Raw genomic sequence first — 22,224 nt, 5'->3', positions numbered from 1 at the left:
GATGGAAATTACAATTACATTAAATGGAAAAACAATGACTCGTAGTATTTCACCAGATACTCTTCTTATTGATTTTGTAAGAAGTGAACATTGTCTTAGTGTTAAACGAGGCTGTGATACAAGTAACTGTGGATTATGTACAGTATTATTAGACAACAAACCAGTTCTTTCTTGTAGTGTTCTTGCAGCAAGAGCTGCAGGTCATGAAGTGACAACTCTAGAAGGTTTACAGGAAAAAGCAAGACCTCTTGCTGAATTTATTGCTGATCAGGGGGCTGAACAGTGTGGTTTCTGTAATCCTGGATTTATGATGAATACAATCGCATTACTAGAAGAAAATAAAGATCCAAGTGATGATGAAATCAGAGCATTCTTATCTGGTAACCTTTGTCGTTGTTCCGGTTATGAAGGACAATTAAGAGGTATTAGAAACTATATTAATTACTGCAAGGAAAATGGAAAGGAAGTGTTAGGATGAGTCAGGAATTAAAACAGGTCAATAAACCTATAAGAAAAAAAGATGCAATGAACCTATTATTAGGTAAACCTGTCTATGTGGATGATGTAACACCTCATGACTGTTTAATTGTAAAGCTTGTTCATTCTCCTCATGCTAATGCATTAATTGAGAGTATTGATACAGAAGCAGCTAAGGCAGTAGATACAATTGAAGCTGTTTATACTTATAAAGATGTGCCTCAGAAACGTTTTACTATGGCTGGTCAGACTTATCCAGAACCTAGTCCTTATGATCGTTTGATCTTAGATCAGAGAGTAAGATTTGTAGGTGACCCAGTTGCGATTGTTGCTGGTTATGATGAAAAGAAAGTAGATGAAGCATTGAAGCTAATTAAAGTAAAATATCAGGTAGAAGAAGCGGTATTAGACTTTAGAACAGCTAAGGATAATCCTATTCTTGTACATCCTGAAGATAACTGGAAAGCATTATGTCCTGTAGGTGCAGATAATAAGCGTAACTTAGTAGCATCTGCGGATGAAACACATGGTGATCTAGAAGAAGTATTTAAATCATGTGATCATGTGATTGAACGTACTTATCATGTTCCTGCAGTCAATCAGGCGATGATGGAAACATTCAGAACTTATTGTGAAATTGATACTTATGGTCGTTTACATGTCATTAGTTCTACACAGATTGTCTTCCATGCACGTCGTATTCTTGCGAATGCTTTAGATATTCCTAAATCTCAGATTCGTGTTGAAAAGCCTCGTATTGGTGGTGGCTTTGGTGCAAAGCAGTCACTTGTGACTGAAATTTATCCTGCATTTGTTACATGGATGACTAAGAAACCATCTAAGCTTATTTATACTCGTACTGAATCTCAGATTGCGGGTAGTCCACGTCATGAAATGGAAGTCACTACTAAAGTTGGTGCTATGAATGATGGTACTATTCGTGCCATCGATATATATACATTATCTAACTCTGGGGCCTTTGGTGAACATGGTCCTACAACTGTAGGTTTATCAGGTCATAAGTCTATTCCTCTTTATACAAATAATCTAGAAGCGTTCCGCTTCCATTATGATGTTGTTTATACAAATAGATTATCTTCTGGTGCATATCGTGGATATGGTGCGACTCAGGGTATTTATGCATTAGAAACATGTGTCAATGAATTAGCTGATATTTTACATATGGATCCAGTAGAAATCAGAGAAAAGAACATGGTACGTCAGGGTCAGAAGATGGATGCCTACTATGGTGAAATTGCGGATAGCTGTGCATTAGATAAATGTATGGAACGTGCTAAGAAAGAATTTGACTGGGAAAACCGTAAGACTCCTACTGTAATGCCTGATGGTCGTATTAAGGCAGCGGGTGTTGCAATGGCAATGCAGGGATCAGGTATCTCTGGTGTCGATGTTGGGTCTGCTACATTAAAGTTAAATGATGATGGTTCTTATATGTTAAGCATTGGTGCTGCAGATATGGGTACTGGATGTGATACTATTCTTGCCCAGATGGCTGCAGAAGAATTAGAATGTGATGTAGACAATATTGTTGTCTTTGGTGCAGACACTGATGCTTCTCCATATGATTCTGGTTCTTATGCTTCTAGTACAACTTATGTTACTGGTATGGCTGTAAGAAAAGCAAGTGAAGAGCTCAAAGAGAACATGATGAAGATTGCTGCCAATAAGTGGGAATGTGATCCTGAATCATTAGTATTTACTGGCAATACAATTGATAATCCAGCTACAAATGAATCATTTACACATATGGATATTGCAACATTCTCTCAGTGTGGAAATACTGTCCCTATCCAGGTAACATGCACTCATTCATCTAAAATTTCTCCACCACCATATATGGTAGGTATGGCAGAAATTGCGTTAGATAAAGAAACTGGTTCTGTAGAAATATTAGATTATGTGGCCGTTGTAGACTGTGGTACTGTCGTAAATACAAATTTAGCCACTGTACAGACTGAAGGTGGTCTTGTTCAGGGTATTGGTATGGCATTATCTGAAAGTATTACTTATTCACCTAAAGGTGCCTTAACAGAAAATAACTTCATGACATATAAGATTCCTACAAGACTTGATATGGGTCATTTACGTGTTTATTTTGAAAGCAGTTATGAAAAGACAGGTCCATTTGGTGCAAAGTCTATTGGTGAATGTGTCATCAATACACCAGCCCCAGCCTTATGTGCTGCCATCCACAGTGCATGTGGTGCATGGATCAGAGACCTTCCAATGACACCTGAAAAGATTGTCATGGCTATCGATGAATAAAACATATATTATATATCTTGCATCAGGAAACAGCAGACGTTTTAAAGGGAACAAACTGCTGTTTCCTTTTCAAAATAAACCACTCTATCAACATGCATTAGATCTCATATTAAAGGAACATGATCATGTGATTGTCGTATCACAATATGATGAGATTCTACAATATGCGGCTCAAAGAGGCGCTCTCAGCATTTTATGTTTAGAGAGTATTCATGGTCTCTCTTATTCTATTAAGGCGGCTGTGAACTATTTAAATACGTTAGAGAAGCCATTTAGAATGATCTTCATGGTTGCTGATCAGCCTTATATTTCTATGAATACTATAGATAAACTGATGCATACAAAGCATAAACTTGCCAGTTGTGCTTATAAAGAAAAAGCAGGTAACCCTACTCTATTTGATAGTTCTTATATTCCTGAGTTACTTCTATTAAAAGAAGACCAAGGTGGAAGAAAGGTATTAAATAAGCATCCTGATGAAGTAGAATATATACAAGTAGAGAATGTAAAAGAACTCTATGATATAGATTATCAAGAAGACCTGAAGCAACTACAATAGTTGCTTTTTTATTGCATCAAAAAAGCCCCTCTTTCGAGAGACTTAAGTGTTACATATGTTTCTTTGCAAAGTTCCAAGTATCTCTGCACATATCATCAAGTGTTTTTTCAGCTACCCATCCTAACTGTTCTTTTGCACGAGTAGGATCTGCATAACATGTTGCGATATCACCGGCACGTCTTGGCTTGATTTCATAAGGTACTTTTACACCATTTACCTTTTCAAAAGCCTTAACGATTTCTAATACGCTATATCCTTTACCTGTTCCTAGGTTACAGATATGAACACCTGGTGTTGCATATTTTTCAATTGCAAGAACATGACCCTTAGCTAAGTCTACAACATGGATGTAGTCACGTACACCTGTTCCATCTGGTGTATCATAATCATCACCAAATACACCTAAGCAAGGAAGTTCACCTGCTGCCACCTTCATGATATAAGGCATAAGGTTGTTTGGAATTCCCTTTGGATCTTCTCCTAATAATCCTGATTCATGGGCACCAATTGGGTTGAAGTAACGAAGAAGTGTAACAGACATTTCTGGTACAGCATGCTGTACATCTGTTAGGATTCTTTCCATCATAGCCTTTGTAGAACCATATGGGTTTGTAGTCTGTCCTAATTCACAGTCTTCAGTTAATGGGACAACCTTTGGATCACCATATACTGTAGCACTTGAAGAGAATACAATTGAAGGGACATGATACTTCTTCATAAGCTTAGCAACAATAAGAGTTGTCATTAAGTTATTTGTATAATATTCAATAGGCTTTACTACTGATTCACCTACTGCCTTGAAGGCTGCACAGTGAATGACTGCATCCAATTTATTTTCCTTGAATACTGCTTCTGTCTTATCTTCATCTAAAACGTTAAATTCATAGAACTTTACTTTCTTACCAGTAATTTCATGAATGGCATCTAAGGCTTCTGGTTTTGAATTTGAGAAGTCATCGATGACTACAACATCATGTCCGCTCTGTAGTAATTCTACACAGACATGACTGCCAATATAACCTGCACCACCTGTAACTAATACGTTCATATTTATTCCTCCATAACTTTGCAGCCACCTAATTTTCTTACCTTAAGTACATGGCAGCTGCCTTCGCCAAATAATTTCTCTATCTGACTCTTATATTCTACAACGAAATCATTCTCAACGAAAGCCTGAATTGTACCTGCGAAGCCTCCACCGTGCACTCTAGCAACCCCATGGTCGCCTAATATGATTTCACTTAATGCTAGACCTGCAGAAACTGCCTGATGCTTATAATCAAAGTCTGCATAAACATTCTGTAAGAACTTATAGCTTGAGTTACCAGATTCCTTGATTAGCTTCTTGAATAAGTCAAAGTCATCATTGTTTAATGCTTCAACAATTTGAGGTACTCTAGCATTTTCCTTGAAGAAATGAATAGCTCTTAGAATTTCTCTATCATTCTTAACGGCCGCTCTGACATCAGCAAGATGATCAAAGAATTCCTTTTCATCTACTTCTCTTAAGAATTCCTTACCAAAGTAATGAGCGACATCCTTCATTTCAGTTGGGATAGCACCATAAGCATCTGTTAAGTCTGCATGGCTTCCCTTTGTATCAACGATACATAAGCTATGATCATATTTAGAGAAGTCTACATCTACATGATTTACAACAGGATGTTCTGTATCCTTGAAATCGATAGAGATCAATCCACCAACAGCACATGCACACTGGTCCATTAATCCACAAGGCTTACCAAAATAAACATTTTCAGCATACTGACCTACTTTTGCGATAGTGACCATATCGATGCTCATATCATTATATAAACCATCAATGATTGTACCAATGATTGTTTCAAAAGCAGCTGAGCTAGATAAACCAGCCCCTACTAATACATCACTTGTAATGAATGCTTTGAAACCACCGATATTGTAGCCAAGTTCTTTAAGTTTAGAGACAACACCTCTGATTAACGCTTCACTTGTACCTTCTTCTTCATCCTTCTTATCTAAATCATTTAAATAGATTGGCTTAATATTAAAGCTGTCAGATACAACATTGATTACATCATCCTGTCTAGCCACTACACCAATCGCATCTAAGTTAATAGAACCAGCTAATACACAGCCATGCTGATGGTCTGTATGGTTACCTGAGATTTCACTTCTACCTGCAGCACTATAGATGCTGACATTTTCATCACCATAAAGTTCAACGAACTTATCTAATGCATTGGCATATCTATCTTTCTGATAATTGACTAAGCTACTATCTTCATATAAGTCTTCTAATAATTGATTATGTTTATTTGATTTAAATTCTTCTCTTACTACACTTGCCTTCATGTTTTATCCTCCATAATAAAAGCCATCCCTGGTGGATGGCTCTTTCTTAAATCTCTTTAAAAGTATCAATCACTTTTGTTACGCCAGGTAACTTCTGATATTCATCTTTTTTATTTGCAGAATCGATTACGATTATATTTCTACATCCTGCTTTATAGGCATTTTCAATACCACTTAGGGAGTCTTCGATGATTAAGCAATCACTTACCTCTAATCCTAAAATATGTGCTGCTTTCTTGAACATCATGATCTTATTCTCATAAGTTCCATCATCATATACAATATCATCAGGATTGATCCAATGATCAAGATGAAATGATTCTACAAAGAAATCAATATTTGGTTTAATGGATGCACTTGCGATAGTAAATGGAATGTTGTTGTTTTTAAGTTTATCAAAGAATTCTGTTGCTCCAGCAACTAAATGGAATGTTTCTTTATCTTCCTTACAAAATTCACGATAATACTGTTCCTTAAGTAAAGAGTATTTCTGTTTCTGTTCATCTGTACACTGTCCTTCAAATAAGTATTCAATGATCTTATTATTAGGAACACCATTGAAATGTTCATGTAGTTCTTCTTCGCTGATTCCATGATGTCTTATTTCCTCGGAAATCTTTCCCCAGGCTAATACATGCTTTGGGTTGTCAAAGAACAATGTTCCATTAAAATCAAATATAACTCCTTTATAAGAATTCATAATTATACCTCTTTCGTTTCTGATACGCTCTTATACCAATAAGCACTTGCTTTTGGATAACGTTTCTGTGTTTCATAGTCTACATAGAATAAACCATAACGTTTATTATAACCATTAGTCCATGAGAACATATCCATGAGAGACCATACAAAATAGCCTTTTACATTTACACCTGCTTCAACTGCTTTAAGTGCATACTGTAGATGTTTCTTGATGTAATCAATTCTTGGAGCATCATCAATGACACCATCTACAAATTCGTCTTTATAACCCATACCATTTTCTGTAATATAGATACACTTGTAGTTTGGATACTGCTGACGAATACGCACTAACATATCAAACATACTTTCTGGATGAATTAACCAGTCCCAGTCAGTTCTAGGAATACCTTCTTTTTCCATTCTACGTCCTACATTCTTTAAACAGAAACGTGAAGTACCCTTTTCACCAGTTCCATTATGATGGATATCATTCTCACCATCATAGTACTGAATGAAACGTGACTGGTAATAGTTCATACCCATATAGTCAATTAAGATTGCTGCTTTCTTCATGACTTCAAAGTCTTCATCTCTTAAATCTAGTTGACCATTATTGATTGCCACTAAACGATCTACAATTTCCATTGTTTCAGTAGAGTAATATCCTTTGAATGTTGCATCTAATAAGAACTGGTTCTGTAATACATCTTCGTTCTTTGCAGCCTGGATATCATCTAAACTATTTTCATCATAAGGATACTTATATTCTAATGACTGTACGCAGCCAATCTGTCCTTTATATCCTGCTTCTTTATAAGCAACAACAGCTTTCGCATGAGCAAGCATCATATTATGCATGATCTGGAATGCTTTTGTCATATTATATTTTTCACCATTAGGGAATGTTCCTTCAATATAAGTGTTTGTAGCTACTGCCCAGATTTCATTGAAAGTAAACCAATATTTAACTTCATCCTTATATTCTTCAAAACAGAATTTTGCATAGTCTACAAATGCATCCACTGTTTCTCTATTTAAGAAATCACCCTTCTGATATAAAGTATCCGGTGTATCAAAGTGATGTAAAGTGATAAATGGTTCTACATTATTCTTATGACATTCCTGGAATACTCTATGATAGAAATCAATACCTTCCTGATTGATTTTTCTTATACCATCAGGGAAGATACGTGCCCATGAAATAGAGATACGAATTCCATTAATACCAAACATTTTACATAGCTTTAAATCTTGTCCATACTGGTGGTAGAAATCACTGGCAGGATCTGCCTTGAAGCGACCCTGCTTTGCAAGAAAGTCGTCCCAAGACACTTTACCTTTACCATATTCTAATGTACTACCTTCACACTGATAAGCAGCTGTAGCGCCACCAAAGATAAAATCATCAGAGAATTTCATGTACTTAACCTTCCTTTTCCTGTTCAACGATAAATTCAACAGCACCCTTAGGATCACGAGTTAACTGAATATATTGAGCACCCTTAGTTGCAATGACTTTAGTACCTTCTTTCGCATCCTGTTTTACTTCTTCTAAATGAGCCTGTACCTGTGGAGATAAGACAACAACATCATAGTTCTTTAAGATATCATAGTGATTACCATAAGCACTTGCAGTGGCATCTACTGGTAAACCAGTTTCTTTAGCCCCTTCTTTAACAGCATTCGCAAACATAGCACTTGTACCAGCACCTACACATAATACTAATACATTGATTTTCTTATCTAATTGAAGAGGTTCATTTGTTTCAGTTTCTTCTTCTTTAACCTGTTCTTCTAATGCTTCTAAAGCTTCTTTCTGTTTTTCTTCTTCTAATAATGAAGCATCATATGCTTTAACGAATGGTAAGTAAATAATACCATCTACTACGATTAATAATACAGCAAGTAATACAGCTAAGAAACTAATACCTGTACCTAAAATCAAACCAATTGGAGCAGGAGTAGCCCAAGGTAATACATAAATGAATGAGTTCATCTTTAATACATCAACGAAGAACTTGAATAATGATACGTTCACCATTGGTGCAAGTAAGAATGGAACAAAGAAATATGGGTTTAATACGATTGGAGTCGCAAATAATAATGGTTCATTAACTGCGAAACATACTGGAATGAAAGTTGTTTTACCAACAGCTTTTAACTGTTTAGATCTAGCAAATAACATAAATAAGAATGGAACAACTAGAGTAGCACCTGTACCACCCATTGTACCTACGAAGTTACCTAAACCTACTGTTAATACATTTGCAGCCTGATGTCCTGCTTTAAATAATACTAAGTTTGCATCTACGTTTGCGTAGATGATTGCAGCGATAGCTGGTTCAACAATACTTGGACCATGTACACCAACGAACCAGAACATTGCCATTGCACCCCAGATAATACAGATTCCTAAATAACCATCTGCAGCTGTGAATAATGGCTGTAATAATGTGATGATTGCTTCTGCAAAAGTATAACCAAATAAATTACGAACAATTAAATCAATAATAACACATACCAATACTGAGAAAGAGAATGGGAACACATCTCTGAACATCTGAGAGATTGTACCTGGCACTTCTTTTGGCATATGAATAGTGACATCTTTTTCAACACAGAACTTATACATCTTAACTGTGATGAATGCAGCGATGAATGAAGCAAGTAAACCTTTAGTACCTAAATAAGTAGTAGAGATACCAAGCTTTACATCACTGACTGCTAACATAAAGAAACCACAAATACTTGCAAGCATAACTGAAGTTGTGTTGATTACTTTACCTTCTGGTAAACGACGATTCATGCTTTCAGCTAAGCACTTTGCAGTTGTTGCTGATACTAGTAAACCAACAATACCCATTGAATAGTTATAGACTTTCCATAACCATGTTGAGACATCTGCTGGTAACTTAATTCCAAAGATTTCTGGAATTGAAGCAGCTAAGATAAATACACTTGAGAATAAGATGGCTGGCATTGCTGTTAAGAAGCCATCACGTACAGCACCTAAATAAATATTTTGAGCAATTTTATCGAAAAATGGTTTACCCTTTTCGATTTTCTTAATGACAGCGTCTAACATTATTTTGTTCCTCTCTCTCTATATAAAGTAATAAAGTCCTCAATAACATCTCTTAATAATATTGTTGTCATTAAATGATCCTGACCATGAATGAAGATAAATCCCATTTCCATATCCTCACCACGTGCTTCCTGTTGAAGAATAGTTGTCTGAGACTGATGTGCTAAATTAATGTTTGCATCTGCATCCTTTAACTTTTCTTCTACATTATCAAAATTACCTGCACGCATTTCTTTTAATAATTCTAATAAAGTACTTCTTGCATCTCCTGAGTAAGCTACGATTTCAAAGCCTACCATACTTAATTCATCTTTAGTCATTTTGTTTTCTCTCCTCTTCTTGTTTCCTTTTGTTTTCTACACCTACAGTGTAATCGCTCACACATCAATTGTCAACAAAAATAAACATTATAAAACATTTAATTAAACAATTACAAACAATCATGTTAAAATATATACGTAATTAATTTATAAATGTTCGTTTTTGTTTGATTTGTGTTGATTAGGAAAATCTTGAATGATATACTGACACTGACAAGGAGAGTGAAAACATGTTAAAGAAGGAACGTCTTGTAAGAATTACACAGATGGTCAATCAAAAAGGAATCATATCAATCAATGAAATCATGGAACAATTAGAAGTCTCTGATATGACTGCAAGAAGAGATTTAGATGAATTAGAGAAATCTGGTAAGTTATTAAGAGTACATGGTGGAGCACAGAGTTTATCTTTTAGTATGGATCATGAACGTTCTCATTTAGAAAAGTCTTCTGTACAGATAGAAGAAAAAACAAGAATTGCGCATAAAGCAGCAAGTCTTATTCAAGAAGGAGAAACTATATTCTTAGGTCCTGGTACTACTATTCAGTTATTAGCTGAGCAGTTATGTGGTCGTAATATTAGAGTAGTTACGAATTCTCTTGCCGTATTTAATATCTTGAGTGGTCATACTCCTACTGATGTAATGTTAACAGGTGGAGAATATCGTAGTAATACAAATACCTTTGTAGGGCCTATCACTAATATGGTATTAAGTAAACTAAGATATACAAAAGCCTTTATTGGGTGTAATGGTATCTTTAATAGTGGTATTACAACTTATTCATTAGAAGAAGGAGAATCACAGGGAATACCTTTAGATAATGCGAAGAATAGATATTTACTTGTAGATTCTACTAAGTTTAATCGTTCTGACTTTTATATCTTCTATGATCTATTTAACTTTGATGCAGTCATTACTGATAATGAAATTGATCCTGATGTATTAAAACATTATAAAGAATATACAACTATTGTAACGGTATAAAACAAAAGATTTTTTAAATGATTATAATAGAGGCTGTAACGAATAGATAGTATTTACTACTACCTTGAGCGTTACAGCTCTTTTTCGTATATTCAAACCCAAAAAGGTTATTCACTATTGCATGGTGAATAACCTTTTCATATTTCAGACGTACTTAAAAAGAACCTGCCCATTTCCTAAAAAAATTTTATCAGCAGATAAACAATCTGAGCATCTCCTTGACCTGTTTCATCTGGTTTTCTTCTGTTTCCTTGATTCTTTTCTTCAGTTTCTGATATTTCCTGATATTATGCCCCATTGAAACAAGGTAGATCTCCATCTGAACATTGTCATGTCCTCTTCTGTAGAGTCTGTCATAACCCATATTCTCCTTAAGATCACCAAAAGTTCCTTCTGCTTCATTATCTCTCTTGAACATGAGTTTCTTTCCTTCTTCACTTGTGACATTTTTTCTTACTTCCTTATGAAATTCATCAAGTTCCTTGCAGTAGTTTATGCTTCTTCCAATTCTGGATTTAGTGCATCTTGATCTGAATGGACAACCATCACAGTAATGATTTATTAGTTTTATATTATTACGTGCATATACGCCCCTTGTATCAGTAGTTACCTTATCCACCTCAAACTCATGACCAGCAGGGCATATATACCCGCCATCTTCTGTTCTCTCAAAATGAGAGGCTCTGAATCTATTCTTATCATTTGTCTTCTTCGATTCTTCATAATATCCTGGATACTTCATAAACAGCTCAATACCGTTTTCCCTGCAGTACATATAGTTATCATAGCTACCATAACCTGCATCAGCAGGTGTCTTTAAAGGAAGCTTGCCATACATAAGCTTATACTTCTCCATGAAGGGAATATATGTCTGAATATCAGAACAGTCACTGCTTACGTAAATGTTTCTGATGAAGCCATCACTCACGCCTACCTGGACATTGTATCCAGGCTTGAAAACGTTAGTATGATTATAATAGTCATACTTCATGTGCATGAATGTTGCATCAGGGTCTGTCTTGGAACAACTGTTTCTGTCACCAAGCATATCAAAATGCAGTGCATATTCAAAAAGTTTCATCGCTTCTTTCGCTAGCTCATCATAAAGCTTCTGAATCTCGCTCTTTCTGCATCCTTTTCCATGAACGAACTCTATTCCATTGTCCTTCATGTAAATCTCTATTTTATCTGTAACTCTCAATAGATAATCAATATTAGGCTCTCTAAGAATGGAGTATCTGCAGTTGATATTCTGTTCCTTAAAGAACTTATTGATTCTCTTGATAGTATCATTACACTTCTTCCACTGTCTTTCCCTATGTCTGACAGTATTTTTTCTCCATATGAATGTGTTCTTGTTGGCATTGGCTTCATACTTAGTACCGTCAATGCATAATATATCTGTATCGATAGGAAGTTCATCCTCCATGATTCTATTCATTTCATAGAATATCTCTTCAACGGACATAATGAGATCATCATGGATGAATCTCTGAAATGCCTGATGAGAAGGCTTCTGATTCTGTGCGATGAACATATATCTGATGTCAGTTCTGCATAGTTCTGCAAGCTTTCTTGTAGATGCATAACCATTATCCGCAAAAGCAAGCAGAAGCAGTCTGAGCATCATGAGACCATCATACCCATGAGAATTTCTATGAGTGAAGTCAACAAACTTGTTTATATCTATCCTTTCCGTAACTTCAATCACAGTTCTTGAAATATCATCAGCAGGTATATCTTTTTCAAAAGAAATATTAAAATCTAGTAGCGCATATGTCTGATATGCCGTATAATCTTGTTGGTATGTTTTCATGGTAGAATTAATGTACCATAAAAGGCGGACTTCGGTCCGCCTTTTACTGTTTATGAAACTATAATGAGTTATTTACCCGTTACAGCCTCTTTTTAGATATAAAAAAATCAGAAGACAGCATCTGTCTTCTGACTGTTGTTACTCAGGCTTTTTAGGATCCTTAAGTGATTCTGATAAAGTTGTAAGTGTACCAGCTAATCCTGCCAAGTCATTAGGTACAATAATCTTTGTAGCTTGTCCATCAGCTAAGTTCTTTAATGCTTTTAATCCTTCTAACTGGATATAAGCAGATTCAGGATTTGCTTCATTAATATACTGAATAGCTTTAGCTTGTGCTTCATAAACAAGTCTTAATGCTTCAGCCTGACCTTCTGCTTTCGCAATCTGTGCTTCTTTTTCAGCTGTTGCACGTAATACAAGAGATTCCTTATCCCCTTCTGCATTTAAGATTGCAGCCTGTTTTTTACCTTCAGCAACTAAGATAGATTCACGTCTTTCACGTTCTGCACGCATCTGTTTTTCCATTGCTTCCTGAATATCTTTTGGTGGAAGAATGTTTTTAACTTCTACTCTAGTTACCTTGATACCCCATGGATCAGTGGCATCATCAAGAATAGATCTCATCTTAGAGTTAATGATATCTCTTGATGTTAATGTATCATCTAATTCAAGTTCCCCAATGATATTTCTTAATGTAGTTGCAGTTAATGTTTCAATCGCATTAATTGGTCTTACTACACCATAAGTAAATAACTTAGGATCTGTGATAGAGAAATAGACAACTGTATCAATCTGCATTGTAACGTTATCTTTAGTAATAACTGGCTGTGGAGCGAAGTCCATAACCTGTTCCTTTAATGATACACGATTAGATACACGATCAATTAAAGGAATAAGAATATGTAAACCTACATTTAATGTACGGTCATATGCACCGATTCTTTCTACTACATAAGCATATGACTGTGGAACAATCTTTACTGTACTGAAAATAAGAATAACAACAATTGCGATTAATAAAATCATTAAAATAAATCCTAACATCTTAGTTCTCCTCCTTTTTAACAACTAGATGTGCACCTTCAATTGCGACAACTTCCCCATATTCTCCTTCTTCTAAAGTTAAATTATGAAGTGAGGATGCTGACCAAATCTGATTTTTAATTCTTACTTCACCCATATGATCTGCATCGATTCTCTTAATAACGAGAGCATGAGTTCCTATGAGTGCATCATTATTCGTATGTATTATATTGCCCTTCAGACTTTTTACAGCCATAGGACGTGCTACTATTGCGCATATAACTGATACCACAAGAAATATAGCGACCTGTATTGGAACCGATACATTTAATAAGCAGGCAATTAATGCCGCAAAAGCACCAATCACAAACCAGACACTCACTAACGATACTGTGAGTATTTCTACTACAATACACGCAACCATAACACCTGACCACACTACCAAACTATCCATTTAGTTTTCCCTCCTTGTAGTCAACAATGAGAACTTCATGAACAATGTCATATGTTCCTTTAAACTTAAAGACATTCTTTTCATTGAAATCGAGAGGAATCAAATCGGCAAGTTCTTTAATAAATGGTTTATTTGTGATTCTTCCATAGGACTTACCTCTTGATATCTTATGAAGCTGGTCCTGTGGATAGATTCCGTCATTGATAGCTTGCTTTCCCACGGGTTTGATACCGATACAATGATTGTCATAATCAATACCTAATAGAACATAATTCACATTTTCAAAATGCATACATGCTGTCGTATTCAATGTAATATTTGTTTCATAAATGGAGACGACAGATGCATTCAGTTCGTTTGTATTCCAGACAAAGTTCATGTTTATCACCTCCAATATCATTATATTATTTTTATTATTTTTATTCAACAAAAACCGTATAACAAAAAAACTCTAACAATAAGATAATATTTCTACCATCTTGAATGTTAGAGTTTCAAAAGTATTATTTCTTATTTATGTAAATGAGTTTATCTATTATTCTTAGCATATATAGCATACATAGAATCAATAGATACTGTTTCTTTATGACGAAATAAATAAAGAAAGCCACAAATAAAACAAGTATTGGATATCTTAATCTACCTTTATTTATACATAGAAATACATATCCTTTTTTATTAATCTTCTTCTGAAGGTAAAAATCAATCACTGCTAATAATAAGATAAAAAAAATGCCTAACAAGTATCCTTGCATAGTCTATACTTCTCCTATTCTTTAATAATAACTAACATTTTCTTATAGCTAACGTTAAGAACAAAATCGTAAAACTATTTACTAATAATAGTATAATCTATTATGTTATTTATAAACAAGATATCTGTGTAAAAAAACTTCTGTTTTTATACAGAAGTTAAAAGAGTCTCTTTAATTCTTTTGCCACACCATCATGCAATACATCTTCACAGATGATTGATGCATGATGATAAATCATAGGGATTGCATTCTTCATAGCGATTGGATGCCCCACTGTTTTAAACATTTCTAAATCATTGGCTCCATCACCAAAACAATAGCTGTCATCAACATCTAATCCATAATAGTGAAGCATTGTTTCAATACCATGACCTTTAGAAGTATCTATATTAGATACTTCAATGTTTAAGCTATCATCATGTTTTTCATAGAAGAAAGCCCCTAGTCTTTCAATAAGTCCTACACTGTCTTCTTTTTTATTATATCTGATTTCTAATTTAATTGTTTTCTTTAGTACTTCATCTAAATCATAATCATTGCATAAAGAATCCATATCAATATTACACCAGGCATAGAATTCATACATATGTGGTGATTCCTTTTTCAAATAACAGCGATCAGTTGTAAGAAGTATATATTCATATCCCTGCGATTCTACATATTCAATAAGTTTCTTTGTTTCTTCATAAGGTAAAGTCAAAGAATCAATTGTTTTTCCTTCAGTCATAATATGTGCTCCATTCGCTAATACGTAGCCATCAAAACCAATGGATTTCACTTCTTTAGAAATAAATCCAGTTGGTCTACCACTTGCGATAAAGCATTTATGGCCTAATTTCTGTACTCTATGAATTTCATCAATTGTATTCTGACTAATACCAATCTCTGGATGGTAAATTGTACCATCAATATCAAAAAATATCGCTTTCATTATTTCCTCCAAAAAAAGAGATAGCGCGAACGCTATCTCTTACTGTAAGTATGTAGTGTTTTCTAACATGACACCGCAGCCTTCAGCAACACAATCAAGTGGTGTATCAGCTACGAATACAGGAACCTTTAATCCCTGTTCAAGGAACTTGTCTAAATTCTTTAATAAAGCTCCTCCACCTGTTAAGAAGATACCCTTGTTTACGATATCTGCAGATAATTCAGGTGGTGTCTGTTCAAGAACCTGCTTAGCAGCAATTAAGATTGTTTCACAAACTTCACCTAAAGCAGAAACTGTTTCAGATTCATTCATCTGGATAGTCTTTGGAAGACCAGTAACTAAGTCTCTACCACGAACATCCATAACTGTTTCTTCATCAGGTTCAAATGCACAGCCGATTTGTTTCTTAACTTCTTCAGCTGTAGCATCACCAATTAATAACTTATATTTATCTTTAACGTACTTAATGATTTCCTGATCCATCTTGTCACCAGCAATCTTTAATGACTGAGATGTAACGATATCACCTAATGAAAGTACAGCAACATCTGTAGTTCCACCACCGATATCAATAACCATATTTCCAGATGGTTTAGAAATATCAAGACCAGCACCAATAGCAGCTACTTTTGGTTCTTCTTCGATATATACCTTCTTAGCACCACATCTTAAAGCAACATCCTGGATGGCACTCTTTTCGATTGAAGTGATGTTAGATGGACAACAAATTAAGATTGTTGGTCTAGCAAAAATTCCTTTTAAGTTAAGTTTATTGATAAAGTGTGTTAGTAAGATTTCAGTAGTCTGGAAATCAGCAATAACACCATCTTTTAAAGGACGGATTGCTTTTAATTTTCCAGGAGTCTTTCCAAGCATTTCTCTTGCTTCTTCACCAACAGCAACAGGTCTATTTGTTTCTACATTAATAGTAACAACACTCGGTTCATTTACTACAATTCCTTCTCCTTTAGCATAGATAAGGATATTTGCAGTACCAAGGTCAATACCAATTTCTTTTGATAAGCTCATACCTTTTTCCTCCTTGTAAGCATTTCTATTTTATCATTTTATTCATATTATTCAAGTCAATTAATTAAAAAATATTGGCTTTAAATCAATAAAAACTTAATGTCCCAAAATTAAGTATAAATTGTGCAAATAAGTATCCGAGCGCTACGCTCGCAACAATATAGATGACATAAAACTGACCGATTCTACCCTTTCTTAAGAAGCGTTCAAAATCAAAAGCCTGCAAGCCATACATAGCTAATAAGACTGAAATTATATAGATTAAAACATTAACAGTACGATATAACATAACATCCTCCTTTGATACCATTTAACCATTTCAACAATTAAAATACAACTATTTGATATTTCAAATAATTTCTTGTACAATTTTAAATGAGGTGATTGGTATGCATGTACGCGCATCAGAAATTAAAGATCTAAGTCGTGTGATGGATCTTATTAATCAGGCAAAAGAATATTTCAAAGATAATGATATTAAACAATGGCAAAAAGGATATCCTGATATAAATACAATTCTAGACGACATTTTGTCAGGTAACAGTTACGTTCTTTCTGAACACTCCCATATATATGGCACTATGCATTTTATTATAGGAATAGAACCTAGCTATGTAAGAATCTACAATGGTCATTGGCTTACTGATACGAGACAATATGGTATAATTCATCGTTTTGCGATTGATAATAATCATAAAGGAAATGGCTATGCAAAAGAATTATTGGATTATGCAGTCAACATATGTAAGCAAAGTGGTACCCCTTCTATTCGTTTAGATATTGAAAAGAATAATAAACCAATGAAAGAATTTGTATTAAAGAATGGATTTAAATATTGTGGTATTATTCGTTTGAAAAATGGTGAAGAAAGAGAAGCTTACGAAAGATTGATTTGAAACTGTGTGTAAACACAGTTTTTTAATTTTACTTTTACATTTTCTTAATACATATAATAAACAAATATACTCTAATTCATTGAGGTGGACTCTTATGAAAAATTTAAAATTGTCTATATCATATTTTTATCTCTTTCTATTCTGTTCTTACTATTTGATTGGTATTATTCAAGAAAACTCAATCTAGATTATATTATGATTATCATTTTATCTTTTAAAGTTGTATTTGCTTATCAATTACTTAGAAATAAATTTTAGTCTTATACAGTCACTTATAACTGTCCCTTTAATATGATTTGTATTTTTAGTTCATATCATAGATGCTTTTCTTAAATATCCATTTGAATTAAAATTTACCTTATGTTAAACTGTCATTGTCATTTTTTAAGAATGACTTTACTTTTTTCTTCTTGTATTTATAGTTATTAACTAGAAATATGAGGTCTTCCAAGCAAAAAGGGTAATGTTTCACGTGAAACATTACCCTTTTACTTTTTGTGATATTCTTCATACACAAGATTCTTATTTAATTTACGAATCTTTGCAACTTCTTTAATAGCATCCTTCTTAGACATGCCTTTTTCTACAAACTCATCAACATGTTCTGTGATTGTCTGGTCAAAAGTCTCTTCCTCAGTTACTTCAGTACCACCTTCAACCACAATGACCATTTCACCCTTCAATTCATCTACTACTTCCAATACTTCAGAAATAGTACCTCTTAGAATTTCTTCATGCTTCTTAGTGATTTCTCTACATAACGCAATTTTTCTATCACCTAATACCTTCATCATACAGTCTAATGTTGCCTTAATTCTATGTGGAGCTTCATAGAATACGATCGTATAAGTGATATTTTTTAATTTTTCTAATTCTTTAGTCTTATTTTTATTTGAATGGCTTAAGAAACCATAAAACATGAATGGCTGTGGCGCAATCCCAGAGACAACTAAAGCATCTAAACAGGCATTACATCCTGATAAAGGAACGACGTTATATCCTGCATCAATAGTTGCTAGCACCATTTCATACCCCGGATCACTAATAGCTGGATACCCCGCATCACTTACTAATGCAACTGACTCTCCTTCTTCTAATAATGATAGAAGTTTAGGAATCGCAACATGCAGATTATGTTCATGATGAGAAATAAGCTTAGCTTCTATATTAAAATGATTTAATAGTTTTACTGTATTACGTGTATCTTCTGCCGCAATATAGTTAACACTCTTCATCACATCAATACATCTTGGTGTCATTTCACTTAAATTACCAATTGGTGTTGGTACAAGGTAAAGTGTCGCTTTTCCATTTTCAAAACTTTTTTGTCTATTTAACATTCATCTCACCTACTAACTGTTTAACTTCATCGGAATAGCTTCCATCTTCATTATGTGTATATAAAGGTGGTTCAATCTTTAGTCCGGTTTTGCCTAAGAATGCACCTTCAATTAAGAATGTATTGCATTCCTTTCCTTCTTTAGGATAGACAAAACGGATACGTTTAGGTTCTATTCTATATTTTTTAAATAATTCAATTGTTTCAATAAAACGGTCTGGACGATAGACCATTGAGAAACGACCATTCTGATCTAGAATCTTTGCAGCTGATGCAATAATACCTTCTAGATCTATTTTAATTTCATGACGTGCAATAGTCATATAAGGACTTTCATTAATATGAGACTTCTCTCCTAATTTAAAGAAAGGTGGATTGCAGACAATTGCTTTGGTACGAGGAGCATACTTCACATACTCTTTAATATCATCATGAATAATTTCTACCTGATCTTCTACATGATTTAATTTTACGTTTCTTTCTGCAATCTCTACAGCTTCCTTTTGAATTTCAACACCAATAATCTTCTTATGAGTGCGTTGCGTTAAGATTAATGGTATGGCTGCATTATTTGTTCCAAAATCTACGATTGTCTTCATATCCTTTGTGATTGCACAAAAATTTGCCAATAAAACAGTATCCAGAGAAAAGGTAAACATATCTCTTCTCTGGATGATTTTCATATCATTATAACCAAGGAGATGATTAATTTCTTCGTTCATCTTTCTTTCCTTTTGGATTATTACCTTTGATATTTCTTGGCTTCTGATTATTCTGTTTTGGTTTATGCTGTTGTCTTGGCTTCTTTTGTTTTGGCTTTTCATGTTTCTTTTCTTTTTTAGGTGCTAATTCTTCTAAGATATGTTTTTCCCTTTTAGGTGCAGGCTTCTTATCTACATCAGATAAAGGTATAAATAAGATACTGCCCTCATTATCAATCTTTACTAAGTCAGAAATAACGTTTAAACCAACAACCTTACACTGTTTATCTTCATAACGAATAAATGAGCCAATCTTAGGGAATTTCTTTTTAACTTCCTTATACGCTTCATCTTCATACTTTAAACAACATAATAAACGTCCACAAACACCTGAAATTTTATCAATATTAATCGCAAGCAACTGATTCTTAGCCATATTGATAGATACACCATCAAACTCACCTAAGAATGAGTTACAACATAGTGGTAAGCCACAGTTTCCAATACCACCTACAATTTTAGCTTTATCTCTAGGTCCTACCTGTCTTAATTCAATACGACATTTAAAAACACTAGCAAGTTTCTTTAATAAATCTCTGAAATCTACACGTTCATCAGATGTATACATAAAGATAACTTTAGATGCATCCAATGTATATTCACAATTGATCAAATGCATATCAAGGTTTGTTTCCGTAATGATTTCTTTACAGATTTCATATGATTTCTTTGCTTTAATCTTATTGATATTATATACTTCAATGTCTGCTCTATTCGCAACACGTTTAATTCTCTTTAATTCGTTATCTAATTTAAATTCTGATAAGTCTGCAAGATCTGTAATGATTTCACCTAATTCTAATCCTCTTACAGTTTCTACTACTACTTTATCTCCCTTTTTAACATCTAAATCTGTGGAGAAGTAATAATATTTACCAGCGCTATTAAATCTAACAGCCGCTAATCTATCCATTTCATCAAACTCCCTTCAATACTTTATATACCATACCATCTAATAATAATGCAAGATTGACATTATTGTTGAGTCTTTCAGCATATTCTAATATGATTTCTATTTTCTGTAATATTTTACCATCTTCTGGCATCTTCTCAAAGAAATCTTTATGTTTCACAAATAATACAGGTATAGAATGTTTCACGTGAAACATATCCCTCATGCCTAACACCAGAAGATTTAAGAATAATGCATAGGCTTCTTTATTCTTTTTATACTTCTTACCAAGATTAATCTGTAAATTGATCAATAAATCCGATGGTCTCATATATAAATCTTCAATAAAGTAGAATACATAATTCTTAATATCAAAATACAACTCACTATCCTTATACTCATTACATTCTTCAATCGAATCAAACAGATGAGGAAGAACCATAGCATCTTCTTCATCCACCCCTTCATTCTTTAGTTTTAATTCTAAAGAATGCTTAGATTCAGGAAGCAATTTAATCACCTGACATCTAGATTGAATAGTAGGTAGTACTTTATTAATATTCTTTGTTGTAAGGATTGCATATACTTCTTCTACAGGTTCTTCTAAAAACTTTAATAAGCTGTTCATTGCCTGAGTTGTCGCATTATCAATATTTTTAAGAATATATACCTTTCCATTATTCTCTACACTTGATTTCACAAACTCTTCTTGAATATGATCAATATCAGATTTCTTAATAGAAGTCTCTTTACCATCACATACAATCATATCAGGATAAAGACCTTCTTTAATTCGTATACAGTCATCACAAGTTTCACACGCTAGTGTATCTTCATGGCATATATAAGACTGGGCAATAAATGTCGCAATATCATCCGTATGATCCCCTACTAGAAGAAATGCATGAGTCTTTTTATTCTCTTTAAAACTCTTCTCTAAGATACGATAGAAAATAGGTTGTGTTTCTTTTAAGAATTCTTTCATAGTCTATCCTTTACAATTTCATAAACCTGACGATATACTTCTTCAACTGGTAAAGAAGCATCTACCTTCACAATTCTATCTGGGAACTTATCACAAATCATCTGATATCCTTCATACACTTTATGATGGAAATCCAATGATTCTAAATCTAATCTATTGACTTCTCTATCCCCTGTAATACGCTTTAAAGCGACTTCAGGTTTTACATCAAAGAAAATAGTTAAATCAGGAAGAATACCATCTGTCGCAAAAAGATTCATGTTGTAGATATTATCTACGCCAATACCTCTTCCAATTCCCTGATAAACTAGAGAACTATCGATAAAACGATCGCATATCACAATACCATCTTCCTTTAATACAGGAAGTACTTTTTCTACTAGATGCTGTCTTCTGCTTGCTGCATAAAGTAATGCTTCAGTTCTTGCATCCATCTTCGTATTGTTAACATCAGTAATCACATCTCTGATCTGTTCTGCAATATCTACACCACCAGGTTCTCTACTAAAAGTGATATTATATCCTTCTTCAATAAACTGTTTATGTAACATCTTTGCAATAGTCGTTTTACCACTGCCTTCTCCACCTTCAAAAGTAATAAATAAACTCATA

23 protein-coding genes are annotated in these 22,224 nt (G+C 33.9%); 5 read left to right on the top strand and 18 right to left on the bottom strand.

Annotation, left to right across the window (positions count from 1 at the left end):
- The first annotated feature begins 1 nt into the window (after position 1).
- From NQ499_RS00195 to NQ499_RS00185, 3 genes are read left to right on the top strand one after another with little or no spacing between them, the layout of a single operon-like run.
- Positions 2–478, top strand: coding sequence for a (2Fe-2S)-binding protein (locus NQ499_RS00195; RefSeq protein WP_006504872.1), 477 nt, complete (start codon positions 2–4; stop codon positions 476–478).
- A complete protein-coding gene (locus tag NQ499_RS00190; protein ID WP_006504873.1) occupies positions 475–2,763 on the top strand; it encodes a xanthine dehydrogenase family protein molybdopterin-binding subunit in 2,289 nt (762 codons plus the stop codon). Before NQ499_RS00195 ends, NQ499_RS00190 begins: the two co-directional genes overlap by 4 nt.
- The gene (locus NQ499_RS00185; RefSeq protein WP_006504874.1) at positions 2,756–3,322 is read left to right on the top strand and encodes a nucleotidyltransferase family protein; all 567 of its coding nucleotides are present in this window, start codon (positions 2,756–2,758) and stop codon (positions 3,320–3,322) included. Before NQ499_RS00190 ends, NQ499_RS00185 begins: the two co-directional genes overlap by 8 nt.
- A 49-nt stretch (positions 3,323–3,371) precedes the next feature.
- On the opposite strand, the gene galE is transcribed toward NQ499_RS00185, so the two are convergent.
- From galE to NQ499_RS00155, 6 genes are read right to left on the bottom strand one after another with little or no spacing between them, the layout of a single operon-like run.
- Positions 3,372–4,370: a UDP-glucose 4-epimerase GalE gene (galE, locus tag NQ499_RS00180; protein WP_259848561.1), complete on the bottom strand. Its 999-nt coding sequence runs from the start codon at positions 4,368–4,370 to the stop codon at positions 3,372–3,374.
- A 2-nt stretch (positions 4,371–4,372) separates the two neighbouring features.
- The gene (locus tag NQ499_RS00175) at positions 4,373–5,656 is read right to left on the bottom strand and encodes a galactokinase (protein ID WP_006504443.1); all 1,284 of its coding nucleotides are present in this window, start codon (positions 5,654–5,656) and stop codon (positions 4,373–4,375) included.
- A 46-nt stretch (positions 5,657–5,702) separates the two neighbouring features.
- Positions 5,703–6,356, bottom strand: a complete 654-nt coding sequence (locus tag NQ499_RS00170) for an HAD family hydrolase (RefSeq protein ID WP_006504442.1) — start codon at positions 6,354–6,356, stop codon at positions 5,703–5,705.
- A 2-nt stretch (positions 6,357–6,358) separates the two neighbouring features.
- A complete protein-coding gene (gene lacG / locus NQ499_RS00165) occupies positions 6,359–7,759 on the bottom strand; it encodes a 6-phospho-beta-galactosidase (RefSeq protein WP_006504441.1) in 1,401 nt (466 codons plus the stop codon).
- Between the two features lie 4 nt (positions 7,760–7,763).
- On the bottom strand, positions 7,764–9,425 hold the full coding sequence (locus NQ499_RS00160; RefSeq protein ID WP_006504440.1) for a PTS transporter subunit EIIC: 1,662 nt from the start codon (positions 9,423–9,425) through the stop codon (positions 7,764–7,766).
- Complete coding sequence (locus NQ499_RS00155) at positions 9,425–9,745, bottom strand: PTS lactose/cellobiose transporter subunit IIA (RefSeq protein WP_006504439.1); 321 nt, start codon at positions 9,743–9,745, stop codon at positions 9,425–9,427. The genes NQ499_RS00160 and NQ499_RS00155 overlap by 1 nt, the downstream gene beginning before the upstream one ends.
- Positions 9,746–9,975: 230 nt before the next feature.
- On the opposite strand from NQ499_RS00155, the gene NQ499_RS00150 reads away from it, so the two are divergent.
- Complete coding sequence (locus NQ499_RS00150) at positions 9,976–10,731, top strand: DeoR/GlpR family DNA-binding transcription regulator (protein ID WP_006504438.1); 756 nt, start codon at positions 9,976–9,978, stop codon at positions 10,729–10,731.
- Positions 10,732–10,921: 190 nt separating this feature from the next.
- On the opposite strand, the gene NQ499_RS00145 is transcribed toward NQ499_RS00150, so the two are convergent.
- From NQ499_RS00145 to NQ499_RS00115, 7 genes are all read right to left on the bottom strand, one after another.
- Positions 10,922–12,547 (bottom strand): IS1182 family transposase, encoded by a 1,626-nt coding sequence (locus NQ499_RS00145; protein WP_259848560.1) that lies wholly within the window; start codon positions 12,545–12,547, stop codon positions 10,922–10,924.
- Between the two features lie 138 nt (positions 12,548–12,685).
- Entirely contained in the window at positions 12,686–13,591 is a 906-nt protein-coding gene (locus tag NQ499_RS00140; protein WP_006504996.1) for an SPFH domain-containing protein, read from the bottom strand.
- A 1-nt stretch (position 13,592) separates the two neighbouring features.
- Positions 13,593–14,024, bottom strand: coding sequence for an NfeD family protein (locus tag NQ499_RS00135; protein WP_006504997.1), 432 nt, complete (start codon positions 14,022–14,024; stop codon positions 13,593–13,595).
- Positions 14,017–14,403 (bottom strand): hypothetical protein, encoded by a 387-nt coding sequence (locus NQ499_RS00130; RefSeq protein ID WP_040389697.1) that lies wholly within the window; start codon positions 14,401–14,403, stop codon positions 14,017–14,019. Before NQ499_RS00130 ends, NQ499_RS00135 begins: the two co-directional genes overlap by 8 nt.
- A gap of 533 nt (positions 14,404–14,936) precedes the next feature.
- Complete coding sequence (locus NQ499_RS00125) at positions 14,937–15,710, bottom strand: HAD family hydrolase (protein WP_006505000.1); 774 nt, start codon at positions 15,708–15,710, stop codon at positions 14,937–14,939.
- A 39-nt stretch (positions 15,711–15,749) separates the two neighbouring features.
- Positions 15,750–16,739 carry a rod shape-determining protein gene (gene mreB / locus NQ499_RS00120; RefSeq protein WP_006505001.1) on the bottom strand — a complete coding sequence of 330 codons (990 nt, stop codon included), beginning with the start codon at positions 16,737–16,739 and terminating at the stop codon, positions 15,750–15,752.
- An 85-nt stretch (positions 16,740–16,824) separates the two neighbouring features.
- Positions 16,825–17,028, bottom strand: coding sequence for a DUF1146 domain-containing protein (locus NQ499_RS00115; protein ID WP_040389699.1), 204 nt, complete (start codon positions 17,026–17,028; stop codon positions 16,825–16,827).
- Positions 17,029–17,128: 100 nt separating this feature from the next.
- Between NQ499_RS00115 and NQ499_RS00110 the strand changes: the two genes are divergently transcribed.
- Positions 17,129–17,635, top strand: a complete 507-nt coding sequence (locus NQ499_RS00110) for a GNAT family N-acetyltransferase (protein ID WP_006505003.1) — start codon at positions 17,129–17,131, stop codon at positions 17,633–17,635.
- A gap of 488 nt (positions 17,636–18,123) precedes the next feature.
- Here the strand turns inward: NQ499_RS00110 and rsmI are convergent, their stop codons facing one another.
- The 5 genes from rsmI to tmk are packed head-to-tail and all read right to left on the bottom strand — an operon-like array spanning position 18,124 to position 22,223.
- Complete coding sequence (gene rsmI, locus NQ499_RS00105; RefSeq protein ID WP_006505004.1) at positions 18,124–18,975, bottom strand: 16S rRNA (cytidine(1402)-2'-O)-methyltransferase; 852 nt, start codon at positions 18,973–18,975, stop codon at positions 18,124–18,126.
- Positions 18,965–19,798: a tRNA1(Val) (adenine(37)-N6)-methyltransferase gene (locus tag NQ499_RS00100; RefSeq protein ID WP_155812598.1), complete on the bottom strand. Its 834-nt coding sequence runs from the start codon at positions 19,796–19,798 to the stop codon at positions 18,965–18,967. The genes rsmI and NQ499_RS00100 overlap by 11 nt, the downstream gene beginning before the upstream one ends.
- A complete protein-coding gene (locus NQ499_RS00095) occupies positions 19,680–20,648 on the bottom strand; it encodes a PSP1 domain-containing protein (RefSeq protein ID WP_006505006.1) in 969 nt (322 codons plus the stop codon). Before NQ499_RS00095 ends, NQ499_RS00100 begins: the two co-directional genes overlap by 119 nt.
- A gap of 4 nt (positions 20,649–20,652) precedes the next feature.
- Positions 20,653–21,612: a hypothetical protein gene (locus NQ499_RS00090; RefSeq protein ID WP_006505007.1), complete on the bottom strand. Its 960-nt coding sequence runs from the start codon at positions 21,610–21,612 to the stop codon at positions 20,653–20,655.
- Positions 21,609–22,223 carry a dTMP kinase gene (gene tmk / locus NQ499_RS00085; protein ID WP_040389700.1) on the bottom strand — a complete coding sequence of 205 codons (615 nt, stop codon included), beginning with the start codon at positions 22,221–22,223 and terminating at the stop codon, positions 21,609–21,611. The genes NQ499_RS00090 and tmk overlap by 4 nt, the downstream gene beginning before the upstream one ends.
- Position 22,224 lies beyond the last annotated feature (1 nt).

The organism is Catenibacterium mitsuokai (assembly GCF_025148785.1).
Lineage (GTDB): Bacteria > Bacillota_I > Bacilli_A > Erysipelotrichales > Coprobacillaceae > Catenibacterium > Catenibacterium mitsuoka.
The sequence above is the reverse complement of the archived record's forward strand: the minus strand, read 5'-3'. Positions and strand labels throughout refer to the sequence as shown.

Excerpts from the sequence above, each read along its gene's own strand:
- NQ499_RS00195 (WP_006504872.1), top strand. The coding sequence starts at position 2 with ATGGAAATTACAATTACATTAAATGGAAAAACAATGACTCGTAGTATT.
- NQ499_RS00190 (WP_006504873.1), top strand. The coding sequence starts at position 475 with ATGAGTCAGGAATTAAAACAGGTCAATAAACCTATAAGAAAAAAAGAT.
- NQ499_RS00185 (WP_006504874.1), top strand. The coding sequence starts at position 2,756 with ATGAATAAAACATATATTATATATCTTGCATCAGGAAACAGCAGACGT.
- galE (WP_259848561.1), bottom strand. The coding sequence starts at position 4,370 with ATGAACGTATTAGTTACAGGTGGTGCAGGTTATATTGGCAGTCATGTC.
- NQ499_RS00175 (WP_006504443.1), bottom strand. The coding sequence starts at position 5,656 with ATGAAGGCAAGTGTAGTAAGAGAAGAATTTAAATCAAATAAACATAAT.
- NQ499_RS00170 (WP_006504442.1), bottom strand. The coding sequence starts at position 6,356 with ATGAATTCTTATAAAGGAGTTATATTTGATTTTAATGGAACATTGTTC.
- lacG (WP_006504441.1), bottom strand. The coding sequence starts at position 7,759 with ATGAAATTCTCTGATGATTTTATCTTTGGTGGCGCTACAGCTGCTTAT.
- NQ499_RS00160 (WP_006504440.1), bottom strand. The coding sequence starts at position 9,425 with ATGTTAGACGCTGTCATTAAGAAAATCGAAAAGGGTAAACCATTTTTC.
- NQ499_RS00155 (WP_006504439.1), bottom strand. The coding sequence starts at position 9,745 with ATGACTAAAGATGAATTAAGTATGGTAGGCTTTGAAATCGTAGCTTAC.
- NQ499_RS00150 (WP_006504438.1), top strand. The coding sequence starts at position 9,976 with ATGTTAAAGAAGGAACGTCTTGTAAGAATTACACAGATGGTCAATCAA.
- NQ499_RS00145 (WP_259848560.1), bottom strand. The coding sequence starts at position 12,547 with ATGAAAACATACCAACAAGATTATACGGCATATCAGACATATGCGCTA.
- NQ499_RS00140 (WP_006504996.1), bottom strand. The coding sequence starts at position 13,591 with ATGTTAGGATTTATTTTAATGATTTTATTAATCGCAATTGTTGTTATT.
- NQ499_RS00135 (WP_006504997.1), bottom strand. The coding sequence starts at position 14,024 with ATGGATAGTTTGGTAGTGTGGTCAGGTGTTATGGTTGCGTGTATTGTA.
- NQ499_RS00130 (WP_040389697.1), bottom strand. The coding sequence starts at position 14,403 with ATGAACTTTGTCTGGAATACAAACGAACTGAATGCATCTGTCGTCTCC.
- NQ499_RS00125 (WP_006505000.1), bottom strand. The coding sequence starts at position 15,710 with ATGAAAGCGATATTTTTTGATATTGATGGTACAATTTACCATCCAGAG.
- mreB (WP_006505001.1), bottom strand. The coding sequence starts at position 16,739 with ATGAGCTTATCAAAAGAAATTGGTATTGACCTTGGTACTGCAAATATC.
- NQ499_RS00115 (WP_040389699.1), bottom strand. The coding sequence starts at position 17,028 with ATGTTATATCGTACTGTTAATGTTTTAATCTATATAATTTCAGTCTTA.
- NQ499_RS00110 (WP_006505003.1), top strand. The coding sequence starts at position 17,129 with ATGCATGTACGCGCATCAGAAATTAAAGATCTAAGTCGTGTGATGGAT.
- rsmI (WP_006505004.1), bottom strand. The coding sequence starts at position 18,975 with ATGTTAAATAGACAAAAAAGTTTTGAAAATGGAAAAGCGACACTTTAC.
- NQ499_RS00100 (WP_155812598.1), bottom strand. The coding sequence starts at position 19,798 with ATGAAAAGCCAAAACAAAAGAAGCCAAGACAACAGCATAAACCAAAAC.
- NQ499_RS00095 (WP_006505006.1), bottom strand. The coding sequence starts at position 20,648 with ATGGATAGATTAGCGGCTGTTAGATTTAATAGCGCTGGTAAATATTAT.
- NQ499_RS00090 (WP_006505007.1), bottom strand. The coding sequence starts at position 21,612 with ATGAAAGAATTCTTAAAAGAAACACAACCTATTTTCTATCGTATCTTA.
- tmk (WP_040389700.1), bottom strand. The coding sequence starts at position 22,223 with ATGAGTTTATTTATTACTTTTGAAGGTGGAGAAGGCAGTGGTAAAACG.